The 13,519-nt window shown below is 51.0% G+C and carries 12 protein-coding genes; 5 read left to right on the forward strand and 7 right to left on the reverse strand.

Translation table 11 applies throughout. From position 1 onward, the window contains the following. The first annotated feature begins 46 nt into the window (after positions 1 to 46). Positions 47 to 1,227, forward strand: a protein-coding gene (locus BZG77_RS11625) for an IS3 family transposase (RefSeq protein ID WP_443216241.1) whose coding sequence is annotated in 2 segments (ribosomal slippage) — positions 47 to 305 and positions 305 to 1,227 — 1,182 coding nt in all. Because the reading frame shifts where the segments join, the coding sequence is not laid out codon by codon here. Here the strand turns inward: BZG77_RS11625 and BZG77_RS11630 are convergent. Then, on the reverse strand, positions 1,196 to 1,468 hold the full coding sequence (locus BZG77_RS11630; protein ID WP_198532416.1) for a hypothetical protein: 273 nt from the start codon (positions 1,466 to 1,468) through the stop codon (positions 1,196 to 1,198). The two genes, BZG77_RS11625 and BZG77_RS11630, sit on opposite strands and share 32 nt — an antisense overlap. 531 nt (positions 1,469 to 1,999) lie before the next feature. Between BZG77_RS11630 and BZG77_RS11635 the strand changes: the two genes are divergently transcribed. Continuing rightward, positions 2,000 to 3,373, forward strand: coding sequence for a hemolysin family protein (locus tag BZG77_RS11635; RefSeq protein WP_077647356.1), 1,374 nt, complete (start codon positions 2,000 to 2,002; stop codon positions 3,371 to 3,373). Continuing rightward, complete coding sequence (locus BZG77_RS11640; protein ID WP_077647357.1) at positions 3,370 to 4,386, forward strand: CNNM domain-containing protein; 1,017 nt, start codon at positions 3,370 to 3,372, stop codon at positions 4,384 to 4,386. Before BZG77_RS11635 ends, BZG77_RS11640 begins: the two co-directional genes overlap by 4 nt. 133 nt (positions 4,387 to 4,519) lie before the next feature. Here the strand turns inward: BZG77_RS11640 and metQ are convergent, their stop codons facing one another. Genes metQ through metN form a run of 3 tightly spaced genes read right to left on the reverse strand, consistent with a single transcriptional unit; the run spans position 4,520 to position 7,100 of the window. Further along, positions 4,520 to 5,335 carry a methionine ABC transporter substrate-binding lipoprotein MetQ gene (gene metQ, locus BZG77_RS11645; protein ID WP_077647358.1) on the reverse strand — a complete coding sequence of 272 codons (816 nt, stop codon included), beginning with the start codon at positions 5,333 to 5,335 and terminating at the stop codon, positions 4,520 to 4,522. A 54-nt stretch (positions 5,336 to 5,389) separates the two neighbouring features. Further along, complete coding sequence (locus BZG77_RS11650; RefSeq protein WP_021023981.1) at positions 5,390 to 6,076, reverse strand: methionine ABC transporter permease; 687 nt, start codon at positions 6,074 to 6,076, stop codon at positions 5,390 to 5,392. After that, positions 6,066 to 7,100 carry a methionine ABC transporter ATP-binding protein MetN gene (metN, locus tag BZG77_RS11655; protein ID WP_077647359.1) on the reverse strand — a complete coding sequence of 345 codons (1,035 nt, stop codon included), beginning with the start codon at positions 7,098 to 7,100 and terminating at the stop codon, positions 6,066 to 6,068. Before metN ends, BZG77_RS11650 begins: the two co-directional genes overlap by 11 nt. A gap of 263 nt (positions 7,101 to 7,363) precedes the next feature. On the opposite strand from metN, the gene BZG77_RS11660 reads away from it, so the two are divergent. Next, complete coding sequence (locus BZG77_RS11660) at positions 7,364 to 8,002, forward strand: LysE family translocator (protein ID WP_077647360.1); 639 nt, start codon at positions 7,364 to 7,366, stop codon at positions 8,000 to 8,002. On the opposite strand, the gene BZG77_RS11665 is transcribed toward BZG77_RS11660, so the two are convergent. From BZG77_RS11665 to BZG77_RS11675, 3 genes are all read right to left on the reverse strand, one after another. Then, the gene (locus BZG77_RS11665) at positions 8,003 to 9,136 is read right to left on the reverse strand and encodes an amidohydrolase (RefSeq protein ID WP_077647361.1); all 1,134 of its coding nucleotides are present in this window, start codon (positions 9,134 to 9,136) and stop codon (positions 8,003 to 8,005) included. A gap of 122 nt (positions 9,137 to 9,258) precedes the next feature. Next, entirely contained in the window at positions 9,259 to 11,406 is a 2,148-nt protein-coding gene (gene pta / locus BZG77_RS11670; protein ID WP_077647362.1) for a phosphate acetyltransferase, read from the reverse strand. A gap of 105 nt (positions 11,407 to 11,511) precedes the next feature. Continuing rightward, complete coding sequence (locus BZG77_RS11675) at positions 11,512 to 12,708, reverse strand: acetate kinase (protein ID WP_077647363.1); 1,197 nt, start codon at positions 12,706 to 12,708, stop codon at positions 11,512 to 11,514. 357 nt (positions 12,709 to 13,065) lie between these two features. On the opposite strand from BZG77_RS11675, the gene yfbV reads away from it, so the two are divergent. Further along, on the forward strand, positions 13,066 to 13,515 hold the full coding sequence (gene yfbV, locus BZG77_RS11680; RefSeq protein WP_077460099.1) for a terminus macrodomain insulation protein YfbV: 450 nt from the start codon (positions 13,066 to 13,068) through the stop codon (positions 13,513 to 13,515). The last annotated feature ends 4 nt before the right edge of the window (positions 13,516 to 13,519 follow it).

Raw genomic sequence — 13,519 nt, forward strand, 5'->3', positions numbered from 1 at the left:
TGATTAGAGGTGTTAAGATACGCCTCATAGCATGACAGGTGAAACCATGACCAAACGCACAAGACGTACTTTCAGCGCTGAATTTAAACGTGAAGCCGCTGAGCTTGTTCTCGAACAAAACTACACGATTATCGAAGCAGCTACTGCCATGGGCGTGGGCAAATCCACCATGGACAAGTGGGTAAGACAACTGAGACAAGAGCAACAAGGCGTTACGCCTCATGCTTCCCCCATCACACAAGAGCAAATTGAAATTCGGGAGCTAAAGAAAAAGCTGGCGCGCCTTGAGGAGCATAATGACATTTTAAAAAAGGCTACCGCTCTCTTGATGTCCGACTCTCTGAACAATTCTCGATAATCGAGAAACTCAAGACGAGCTATCCAGTTAACAAACTGTGCCAAGTATTTAGCGTACATCGCAGCAGCTTTCGTCACTGGCAACAACGTTCAAAAAAGCCGGTATGTGCCCAAAAAGTCATGGAAGAAGCCAAGGTCAAGAGGATCTTTCGCGACAGTGAAGGCTCTGCTGGCGCGCGTAGTATTGCGCGAGTGGCGACGGATCAAGATGTCCCGCTAAGCCGTTATCGTGCCAGTAAACTGATGGAGAAGCTTGGCTTAGTGAGCTGCCAAGTCCCCAGCCATACATACAAGAAGACAGGCGATGAACATGTTGAGATACCGAACCATTTAGACCGACAGTTTAACGTTGAAGCACCAAATCAAGTTTGGTGTGGTGACGTCACATACATTTGGACCGGCAGTCGATGGGCTTATCTGGCTGTCGTTATTGATTTATTTGCACGAAAACCGGTTGGCTGGGCAATGTCGTTGTCACCGGACAGCACGTTAACCAGTAACGCATTGAAAATGGCATATGAGAGCCGTGGACGCCCTAAAGGCGTGATGTTTCATAGCGACCAGGGTAGCCATTATACGAGCCGTAAGTTCCGTCAGACACTCTGGAAACGGCAAATAAAGCAAAGCTTAAGCCGCCGTGGTAACTGCTGGGATAACGCGCCAATGGAGCGCTTTTTCAGAAGTTTGAAGACAGAATGGGTGCCGACTTATGGTTACCGTTCATTTTCGCAGGCTCAAGCGCATATACTGAAATATTTAATCGGGTATTACAGCCAACTTAGGCCACATCAGCATAATAGCGGTATGAGTCCGAACGTGGCAGAGGAAAAATACTGGATTAACTATAAACTGGTGGCCAGTTTTTCTTGACCACTACATCAACGGATGCTAATGTCGGTTTAAATAATACTGTTCCGCTTTCAAAAGCATAGAGCTCTTCTATATGCTCTATTGCAACTTTTCTTGCGTCGCTTGCTTTGCCGATTGCAACAATGCCTGCCCCCCAAGCCTTTTGAGCCTGCTCAACTTCTGCCGTTGAGATTGGTGCTGCAAAAGCATTGAGTGAAAAAATAGAGCCGATTACAGCGGATAGAAAAATTATTTTTTTCATAGCTAAAACCCTCATTAATAGTCTTTGTTGTTATACGTGTTTTAGCGTAATTAGCGACTTATTAAATGTATCCAATGACATTAATTTGTAAGCGTGACGTTACAGTTAGGAAGGATGAATGGCGTTGTTGATAAAATCAGTCACCTAACTCTCTGAATCCAATGGAATGACTCTCATCACTCAACTCTGAAACTGATAGGCAGACCGAGTATTACGATGTTGTTTATCGCTTTCACGTTAGAGGTAATCCTCTTTTCACTTCCAGTATTCCAACTTAGTCGATGCCACGACATCCGACTAGCGGCCACTGGCCGGGTCAAGCTAAGCCCACCATTTTCCTGAAAAAAAGCACAGACGCTCTTGGCTACCAAACGCGCGACGGTGGGGTGTACAAAAATTAACTAGACTATATTGATATCACCAGAATATACTTCAATTCCTATTTTTACATAAGGCATATTTTGTGGATCCAACACGCGTCGATTGTCACTCCCCTTCACTGGTACGTTGTCACCAACAAAGGATGCAGTCATGATTGAACCTATGATTACCCTCCTGCTCGGTCTTTTCTTTATCTTGTTAATTATTGCCGCTAATGGCTACTTTGTGGCGCAAGAGTTTGCCTATATGGCGGTCGATCGCGCAAAGCTTGCGACCTTAGCTGCGACGGGCGATGCGTCGGCAAAACGGGCGCTGGCGGTGACAAAACGGACGAGCTTTATGTTATCTGGCGCGCAGCTTGGTATCACGGTCACCGGCTTGGTGTTGGGCTTTGTTGCCGAGCCTCTGGTCGGCGAGTCGATGGGCGTTTTATTGCAACAACTAGGCTTGTCGCTGGAAGCGGGGATCGCGATTGGCACCATGGCGACGCTTGCGGTGGCGATGATTGTGCAAATGATTTTGGGTGAGCTTTACCCGAAAAACTTAGCCATTGCCAATGCTGAACCCATGGCGCGTATGATGTCGCGGTCGACACTGATTTATATGTCGGTGTTTGGTTGGATCATCAGTTTCTTTGATAAATCCGCCAACCTGGTGCTGCGTATTGTGGGGATTCAACCGGTGCATGATCTTGATATGAGTGCCTCAGAAGACGACTTACACCATATTATCGCCGACTCGCGAGAAAGCGGAGATTTGCCGGTGGAGTTGTCACTGATGATGGATCGGATCCTGGATTTTCCTGCGCGCGATGTTGAGCATGCAATGGTGCCGCGTTCGCAAGTTGATTGGGTGTCGCCAGAAACCAAGCTGTCCGAATTGTTGGCGCTGATGGCGCAAGCCCACACCCGTTATCCTGTGCTTGATGATAATGATGCGCCTGTGGGCGTGGTTCACCTGTCAGACGTCCTCGCGAAAACAGAGGCGGATTCAAATGATACCGTGGCGTCAGTGATGCGTCCTGCCAGTGTTCTCCCCACATTAATGCCGTTGCCAAATGCGCTAGATCAGTTGGTGCGCACGACCAATCAACTGGCGTGTGTGATTGATGAATATGGCGGCTTTGCTGGTGTGTTAACGATTGAAGATTTGGCCATGGAGATCGTGGGAGAAATTACCGACGAGCATGATTGTGATCATGCCGAGGCGGTTATCCCTGAAAGTGACAATGTCTGGTTGATGGATGGTGATGTGCACATCGACGAAGTGGAGCGTGCGATTGGCTATGCTCTGCCGCGGGACGATGTCGAAACCATTGCAGGGGTATTGATTGCGGCATGTGGCGCATTGCCAGCTGTAGGGGACACGGTGACCATCTCGCTGCCGATTGATCCATCCGAACTGGCGGAGAGTCAGCCGATCGTGCGTCATCTTGAGGTGGATGTGTTAAGCATCGAGCGACATATCCCCACGTCAGTGCGGGTTACGCTTATCGAGCAGCCCATTGCGGAGGATAACCAATGACTGATCCTTTGATGGTTAGTGTTGTCACGCTGGCTTTGATTGTATTGAGTGGCTTTTTTGTCATTATTGAGTTTGCCTTGATGGGTGCGCGTCGACATCGTTTGGAAGAAATGGCGGTTGAGAGTGGGTCGGCGAGGGCAGCGCTGCGTGGCATGAATGATTTGACCTTGATGCTGGCAGGGGCGCAATTAGGGATCACCTTTTGTACCTTTGCACTCGGGGCGGTCACCAAGCCGGCGGTAGATGCATGGTTAGGGCCCGTCTTTCTCGCGGTTGGCTTACCCGCTTGGGCGGCTGATGCGGCGGCCTTCGGGTTTGCGCTGTTCGTGGTGACATTTTTGCACCTCGTTGTGGGTGAGATGGCACCGAAATCTTGGTCGATTGCTCATCCAGAAAAGTCAGCACTGGCAATCGGTGTTGTCTCGCGTGCTTATGTGTGGCCGTTACGTCCGTTACTTCGCTGGGTCAACCGTATTGCCAATCGCTTGGTGAAAGCCTCAGGGGTTGAGCCAGTAGAAAGCGCCGCGGTAGGGGGACAAGATATTCAAACCATTCGTCAATTGGTTGAACACTCCGGCAAAGTCGGTACCTTGCAACCAGCGATTCAACGACAATTATCGGGGTTGATCGATCTGAGCTCGATTGCGATCGAAACCTTGGTCACCCAGGGACAGGTGATGGCTCATGTTGATAAACATGCAACGGTCGCAGAGGTGCGCGCTGTCGCCGTGTCGTCAGGGCATCTGCGTATTTTGGTGTTYGGTAACAAAGGGCTTAAGCCGTTAGTGGTTCACGTCCGGGATACGCTACTCGAACCGGCAGACCGACTTGCACGCGATGTCGCTCGCAATGCCTATGTTTTGGATGCCAACACCCCCATCTACGAAGCGCTAGCGCGCATGCGTGAAGCCAGCGTTCAGCTTGCGGTGGTGAGTAAAGAGGGGGAAATGATTGGCGTGGTGACGCTTGCGGATATTTTAAAACGCGTGCTTCCCGTCACCGCTGCAAGTTAAAAGACAGTGCGCCATGATTAAAAAAAACGCCACAAGTGATTGTGGCGTTTTTATTGCTATCGTTTTTATTGCGAACGATGGTAACGAGATTTGATGCCTCCAACGGGGCGCTGATGTTTTTCGAGCGGTTGACTTACCAGCCTTTCACCACCGCCCCGTCAAAGATTTCCATCGCGGCGTTGTAAACCGCGTCAGTTTGGTAGGCTTTTACAAAGGTTTTCACGTTCTCTGCGTCTACGTTGTCTTTGCGGGCTACAATCAGGTTCACGTAGGGTGAGTCCTTCCCTTCAACAAACAGGCCGTCTTTGCTTGGGGTTAGGCCGATGCCAGCGGCAAAGGTATTGTTGATGATGGCAATGTCCACATCTTCCAGTGAGCGAGGCAGTTGTGGAGTTTCTAGCTCGATGATTTCCACGTTTTTCGGGTTTTCAACGATATCGAGCTTGGTAGCGCTGATGCCAGCACCTTCTTTGAGCTTGATGATGCCTTGTTGCTCAAGCAATACCAGTGAACGGCCTAGGTTCGATGGGTTGTTTGGCACGGCAATTTTACCGCCTTCTGGTAGATCCTCGACGCTATCTAGCTTGTAAGAATAGGCCGCAATCGGATACACAAAGGTGTTGCCAGCAATCGCAAACTCGTAGCCGCGATCTTTGATTTGCGCATCTAAGTAAGGCTTGTGCTGAGAAGCATTCACATCAACCGATCCATCGTCGAGTGCCACGTTGGGCGACACATAATCGGTAAAGGTGATCAGCTCAACGTCGAGGCCTAACTTCTTGGCTTCTTTTACTGCGTGCTCGGCCACTTGTGCTTCTTCGCCTGCCATCACGCCCACGGTGATGCTGTTGGCATCGCTAGCGGCTTGCTCTTTTTCTCCGCACCCGGTGAGTAGGAGTGTGGAGGCGAGGCCTAAGGTGGTTAAAAGTGTTTTAATGGTGGTCTTCATTGTCTGTCTCCCTTGATAAGATTGTCCGTCGTTTACGGTAAGTGTTGTGTTTTATTATCGGTGATCGGTTCGGCGTACCAAATAATCGCCTAAAGATTGTATGGCTTGTACCAGCACGACTAGCATGACAACGGTGATCAACATAACCGTGGTATCAAAGCGCTGGTAGCCGTAGCGGATACCGACATCGCCTAGGCCGCCACCGCCCACGGCTCCAGCCATAGCAGAGTAGCTGACAAGGGTGACCAAGGTAATGGTTGCGCCATTAATAATGCCAGGTAGCGCTTCGGGTACGAGTACTTTATAGATAATTTGCAAGGGGGTAGCGCCCATGGCTTTGGCTGCTTCTTCTAATCCCGGTGGCAGCTCTAAAAGCGCTGCTTCGACCAGACGTGCAACGAAAGGGATGGCGCCCACTGTCAGCGGGACAATTGCTGCCGCTGTTCCAATCGAGGTGCCGACGAGCAAGCGGGTAAAGGGAATAATCGCAACCAATAAGATAATAAAAGGGATCGAGCGACCAATATTCACCACCGCGCCGAGCGCTTGGTTAAACTTGGGTTGCGCTAGCAGCCCCCCTTTTTTGGTGACGTGCAGCATCACACCTAATGGGATCCCAATGGCAAAGCCTATCAGGCCGGAGGCAAAGACCATATACAGGGTTTGACCTGTAGCTTCGGCAAGCAAGTTAAGCAGGGCGTTGTTTTCGTTGACCCAATTTATGAGTTGATCAATTAACATAGCCAAGTACCTCCGTGTTGACATGGTGCTGGTTGAGATAGTGGATGGCGTCTTCGACCGCTTTTTTCGGGCCCATAATCTCTGCCAGTAGTAAGCCGAATTTGATGCCGCCAGCGTAGTCGATATCAGAGCTTAAAATGCTGATGTCGATATCAAACAGCCTTGATATCTGACTGATCAATGGATCATCCACGGTAGCGCCTGTAAATTCTAGGCGAATCAAGGGGTAGCTGCCGTCAAAGTAGGTATCTTTTAAGCGTTGGGCATAGTCATAAGGCACCGATAAATCCAAGGTTGAGCGGATAAATTGTTTCGCTAAGTCGGATTTCGGATGGGCAAAAATGTCGCCCACTGGGCCAGATTCGACCAATTCACCGTCACCAATAATGGCAACGTCGTGACAAATGCGCTTCACCACGTCCATTTCGTGGGTGATCAATAAAATGGTCAGGTTGAGCTTTTCATTAATGGTTTGTAGCAGTGACAAAATCGATTGTGTCGTAGCAGGATCCAGTGCGCTAGTGGCTTCATCACACAATAATACATCTGGGCTTGGCGCCAGTGCGCGGGCAATCGCGACACGTTGTTTTTGTCCGCCACTGAGGCTAGCCGGATAGACATGACGCTTGTCGGCTAAACCAACTAAATCGAGTAACTCGGTGACGCGTGTTTCAATCTCTTCACTGCTCGCGCCGCTCAGTTCAAGCGGTAGGGCGATGTTGTCGAAGACCGATCGCGATGACAGTAGGTTAAAGTGTTGGAAAATCATCCCGATTTGGCGGCGAGCTTGGGTTAGATCGCGATTGGATAACGCGGTGAGGTTAACGCCGCCTACCTTTACCGTGCCGCTGGTCGGGCGCTCGAGCAGGTTAACCATTCGGATCAGCGTACTTTTGCCGGCACCAGAGGCACCGATCACACCAAATACTTTTCCTTTCGGGATAAATAAGTTGATGTCGTTAAGGGCATGAATTCGGCGCTCCCCGAGTTCGAATACCTTGTTGAGTTTGGATATCTCAATCATCACATGTCCTTGGCGATAAATTTGATCACAGCCGACTGACTCAGCGGTCTGTCCCGCGCTCTTGCTGTCGTTCTGGTTATTGATGCTATGAGTTAGGTAAAATGAAGTCAATGGATATTTTTACTTCTGGACGTCTAAACGGCAACAAGGCTAATCAGTTGGTTGCAAATAAAACAGTCAACGAGATCTCAAGCGTGCTTGATTTCATCGACTAAAGCGTGTTCACTAATAGCCTTTCTAACTCTTTGTTCTGATTAAGTGATATGCCAACTGCCTTGATTGATACCACGATGTTGACGCTATTTATTCCCACCTTCTTTTTTGTTTCAATCACACCGGGAATGTGTATGACACTATCCATGACCCTGGGAATGACTATCGGAGTTAAGCGTAGCCTACATATGATGTGGGGCGAGCTCATTGGCGTCGGCCTTGTGGCGATTGCGTCAGTGGTAGGGGTGGCGGCCGTGATGCTGAACTATCCTAGCGTGTTTCAGGTGTTTAAGTATGTGGGGGGCGCGTATCTGGCGTATCTCGGCATACAAATGTGGCGATCGCGTGGCAAAATGGCAATCCCAAAGGAAGAGACGTCGGCGCCGAATGATATCTCTGCGTTATCGTTGGCGGCACAAGGTTTTGTCACTGCGATAGCCAACCCGAAAGGCTGGGCATTTATGATCTCACTGTTGCCGCCGTTTATTAACCCTGCGATCTCATTACCCAGCCAGCTGAGCGTGCTGGTGTTGATCATTCTTTGCACGGAATTCAGTTGTTTAATGTTGTATGCCAGCGGTGGGCGCACCTTGCGTCAGTTTTTGCAGCAAAAGGGTAATGTGCAATTGCTGAACCGAATCGCCGGCACCTTGATGATCGGCGTCGGCTTTTGGCTGGCGTTGGGGTAATTAACGGCCGTGATGGTGTGTGATCACTCTGCAAAATAGTGCTTTGGCGGTCGCTAAAATCGCATCCGGGAAGTCATAGTCAGGGTTGTGCAGCTGTGGGTGGTGCTCGCCGCTGCCAATGCCAAATAATGCGCCGGGCCAGCGGGCGAGAAATTCGGCGACATCTTCTGACCAACGCATGGGCTCTTTAAGCCAGTGAATCTCTAACCCCAGCGATTGCGCCGCGTTGACCACCACTTGGTTATGCGCTGTGCTGTTTTCGGCGGCAATAAACGGCTCGTGCCAACTTAGATCCACGGTTAATTTTGCTCGGTCGGCGATAGCGTTTACGTGATCGACTAACCGGGTTTGCATGGCATGAAACGTGGCGTTGTCGTCGCTGCGTAGGGTCGCCATTACGGTGGCCTCGCCGGGCGCAACGCCAAACGCGGGGTCGCCAAGTTGGGCGTGAACTAGCGTCACTAAGCTGAACGTGGAAGGATAAGCGTCAGGAAGTTGTGTAAGCATACGCATCACGTCACTCATGGCGTTTGCCGGGCTGACCCCGCGCTCTGGGTAAGCGGCATGGGAGGTTTTGCCGTGCAACCGAATCGCAACACCGGTTGAGGCGCAGGCAAAGGTACTTGGGCGCACCACTATCTGATGTTGGGCAAAGCCTGGCAGATTATGAAAGGCATAAACATTGTCGATGTGGCGGGTTGCTAAAAGCGGATCGGCACACAGACGTGCCGCGCCTTCGCCGGTTTCTTCAGCCGGCTGAAAAGCGAGGATCACAGTCCCCTGTTTAGGGGGGGTTTGGCATAGCTCGGCAACGACGGCAAGTAAGGCGGCAGCATGGCCATCGTGACCGCAGGCATGCATGATGCCATCGTGACAGGACGCATAATCAAGTTGGGTGTGTTCGTGAATGGGTAACGCATCAAAATCGGCGCGTAACAAGGTGGTTGGCCCTGGCTCGCGACCTGCAATGTCTACCACAATACCGTGACCGCCCACGTCGGTCTGGGGGGAGAGACCAAAGTCGCGTAGTTGGGCGGCAATGGTGCGCGCACTTTGCGCTTCGTGATTCGACAATTCAGGGTATTGGTGCAGGGCATGCCTAAACGCTAGGGGATCAAAATCAATCGCCATCATCGACTCCAAAACAAGGATGGAAAGGCTATGCTAGATCGCTTTGGGGCGTCACGTTGTGAAGTTAAACGCAAAAAAAGCCAGCAACATGTGCTGGCTTTTGCTCTTTCTGGGCTGAGCGTGGGTTACGCTTGGCCGTTGTCTTCGGCTTGCTTAGCCTGAATCGCTGTCAGTGCCACGGTATAGACAATATCGTCAACCAAGGCGCCACGTGACAGATCGTTCACTGGCTTACGCATGCCTTGTAGCATTGGACCGATAGAGACCAACTCGGCAGAACGCTGTACCGCTTTGTATGTGGTATTACCTGTGTTCAAGTCTGGGAAGACGAACACGGTGGCTTTACCGGCAACAGGCGAATCTGGCGCTTTTGATTTCGCGACATTTTCCATGATAGCGGCGTCGTACTGCAGTGGGCCATCGATGATCAGATCAGGACGCTTCTCTTGGGCAAGACGGGTGGCTTCGCGGACTTTATCCACGTCTGCCCCTTTGCCTGAGCTACCGGTCGAGTAAGAGATCATCGCTACGCGCGGTTCAATACCGAATGCCGCGGCAGAATCGGCAGATTGGATCGCGATTTCAGCCAGTTGTTCAGCATTTGGATCCGGGTTAATCGCACAGTCACCGTATACCAGCACTTGCTCAGGCAGCAGCATAAAGAATACAGATGAGACCAAAGAAGCGTTCGGTGCGGTTTTGATGATTTGCAGCGGTGGACGGATGGTGTTAGCGGTGGTGTGAACCGCGCCAGATACCAGGCCATCCACTTCGTTTGCTTCTAGCATCATGGTACCCAGTACCACGGTATCTTCGAGGTGCTCTTGGGCAATGACCTCGGTAATACCTTTGCTCTTACGCAGCTCGACCAAGCGTGCCACGTATTTATCGCGTGCTTTTACCGGGTCGATAATTTCTACGCCAGCGCCCAAGGTGACACCTTGCTGATCGGCAACGCGTTTGATTTCTTCTGGGTTACCCAAAAGCACACACTCGGCAATTTTACGCTCAGCACAGATAGCGGCGGCCTTGATGGTACGTGGCTCGTCACCTTCGGGTAGCACAATGCGCTTAGCGGCTCGACGTGCAAATTCGGTCAGCTGATAACGGAACGCGGGTGGACTGAGGCGACGTTCGCGGTTCGACCCTGAGCTGAGTGATTCAATCCAGTTGCCATCAATGTGGCCAGCAACGTGGTCGTTCACAAACTCAACACGGGCTTTATCGTCAGCCGGCACTTCAAGGCTAAAGCTTTGAAGATTGAGCGACGTCTGCCAGGTGTTACCTGCAGTGGTAAATACTGGAAGACCGGTTTCAAACGCGCGGTCACACAGGGCTTTTAACTGATCAGGGATGGCATAACCACCGGTCAGCAACAAGGCACCGATTTCTACGCCGTTCATCGCAGCTAGACACGCGGCGACGATCACGTCAGGGCGGTCAGCCGAAGTCACGAGCAAGGAGCCTGGGCGGAAGTGTTCAACCATATTAGGGATTGAACGTGCACAGAAGGTAATGCTCTTGATGCGACGTGAGTGAATTTCGCCTTCGTTGATAATGGTGGCGTTCAAGTGCTTGGCCATATCGCTAGCACGGGTCGCGATCAGGTCGATTTTCCATGGCACACAACCCAGTACACGGATTGGGCTGGAGTTGAAAATCTGCATCACTTCAACGTTAGTTGGACGTGCGCCGTCCGCTTCGTCAAAGATTTCTGACAGGTCAGGGCGCGTACGACCTTCATCATCAACAGGCGCGTTAAGCTTGTTGATGATCACACCTGAAATGTTGCCGTTTTTGCTGCCACCAAAGTTGGTGCAGGCAAACTCGATACGCTCTTTAAGCTGGGATGGGTTGTCAGTGCCTGGGGTGGTCACAAACACGATTTCTGCATCCAGTGTTTTGGCGATCTCGTAGTTGATCTGGTTGGCGAAGGGGTGGTTACGTGTGGTGACCAAGCCTTCGACGAGCGCAACTTCTGCGTTTTCAGTAGCACGAGTAAAGCGCGCGAGCACTTCTTCGAGCAGCACATCTTCTTGATCCGAGCGCAGCAGGTTTTCGGCTTGGTTCATTGACATCGATTCGGCGACTTTCATATCACTGTTAGCGTGAATGATTTCCGTCGTCAGATCGGTGACGTCAGTGTCGCTACCGTGATGTGGCTGAGCAATCGGTTTAAAAAATGAGACGCGGACGCCTTTACGCTCCATCGCTCGCATGACGCCAAGGCTGACACTTGTCAGGCCGACGCCGGAGCCGATTGGAATTAGCATAATAGTACGGGACACGTTGACTTCCTCTTACTATCTGGTTGGCGTGCCGGATGGTCCGGCACGAATACAAAAACGGCTGAGTGGAATCAGCCGTTGGAAATGGTCTTACAGGCCAGTTAGGCGCGCAGTGTCTTGCGCAATCACCAACTCTTCGTTGGTTGAAATCACCATCGCAGGCACGCGGCTTGCGTCGGTAGTGATCACGCCTTCGCCGCCAAATCGGGCTTTCAGGTTGCGCTCTTTGTCGACCTCCACACCCAGCAGAGCTAGGCGCTCGAGTACCAATTCGCGGATTGGGCCTGAGTTCTCACCGATGCCGCCGGTGAAGACAATCGCGTCTAGGCGGCCGTCGAGGGTCGCGGTGTAGCTGGCTACGTACTTGGCAAGACGGTGGCAGAACACGTTCATTGCACGTGTTGCTTCTTCTTTCTCGCCGTAGTTATCTTCAACAAAGCGGCAGTCAGAGGTCACTTCGGTCAAGCCTTGCAGGCCAGACTCTTTGGTGAGCATGGTGTTGATTTGCTCAACGCTATAACCGAGTGCATCGTGCATGTGGAAGATAATCGCTGGGTCTAGGTCACCAGAGCGGGTGCCCATTACCAAGCCTTCCAATGGGGTCATGCCCATTGAAGTATCGACCGATTTGCCGTTTTTAATCGCACATACTGACGCACCGTTACCAAGGTGGCAGTTGATGATGTTCACTTCGTCGACAGGCTTGCCAAGTTGCTCAGCGGCCGCGTTGGCGATAAAGAAGTGAGAGGTACCATGCATGCCGTAGCGACGAATGCCGTGCTCTTTATAAAGATTATAAGGCAGCGCATACAGATAAGCTTCTTCTGGCATGGTTTGGTGATACGCGGTATCGAAAACAGCGACATTTTTCAGCGCAGGGAAGGCTTTTTTCGCCGCCTCAATGCCAACGATATGTGCTGGGTTGTGCAATGGCGCGAAGCTCGCTGCATCGTGGATCCCTTTGAGCACCTCGTCCGTAATCAATGCTGACTGGGTAAAATGCTCACCGCCATGAACAACGCGGTGACCGATAGCACCCAAGTTCTCGGCCAGTTCAGGCTTCGAGGCCAGAATTGTGTCTACAATGAAGGTGAGGGCTTCAGTGTGCGCGGCGCCGTTGCCCAGTTGGGCTTCATGCTTACCGTCCATTTTCCACTTGATGCGGGCGTCTGGAAGGTTAAGGCATTCGGCAAGACCGGTAAGATGCTCATCGCCTGATTGTGCGTCGACAATGGCGAACTTCAAAGAGGAGCTTCCGCAATTGAGTACGAGAACCAGCTTTGACATGTATGACTACCTATGTTTCGTGAGACAGAGTGTATGGAATAAAAAGGATAGTGGACAAATTGAGACACTACCTTTTCAAAAAAGAATTATCTCATGCCTTGTCGCGGGGAAAGAATTATCGTTATCCATCCTGGATAAGTGAACGCTCCATTGAGTACAACCGGATTGGGTTGCGAGACAATCGAATCCGAGCAACAATGATAAAAGTGCGCTAAGGATAGCGGGACTTGATCCAGATAACAAAAATTTTTTGAGCGATATGGGTTAAATTTTAAAGTTTTTAAACAATTTGTTTGGTTTTTATTGTAAAAGTTGAGTGACAACCCCTTTCAGTCACACTGAACAAGTGAGGTAGGTATGACAACGAACAAATCAATCTGGCGCTGCCTGCAAGACGGTCAGAAATACATGCAAGAATGGCCGATGAAAAAGGAATTAGCGCCGGTTTTTCCAGAAAATCGTGTGATCACCATAACGCGGTTCGCAATCAAGGTCATGCCTGCTATTGCCGCAATCAGTGTGTTGCTTCAAATGGCAGCAAACAATGTACAAGGCATGCCGCAAGCGGTGATTGTGGCGCTATTTGCGCTGAGCTTGCCGCTCCAAGGGCTGTGGTGGCTGGGACGCCGCCGTGATACGCCGCTGCCGCCAGCTTTGGCGGGGTGGTATCGCGAACTGCATCAAAAGATCACCAGTGAGGGGCACGCCATGCAGCCGATAAAAAGCCAACCGCGATACAAAGAGCTAGCGCAAGCATTGAGCCGGGCGTTCAAAGTGGATCGCGCAGCATTAGAGCGTTGGTTTTAACCTA

Source organism: Salinivibrio sp. IB643, from assembly GCF_001996105.1.
GTDB lineage: Bacteria > Pseudomonadota > Gammaproteobacteria > Enterobacterales > Vibrionaceae > Salinivibrio > Salinivibrio costicola.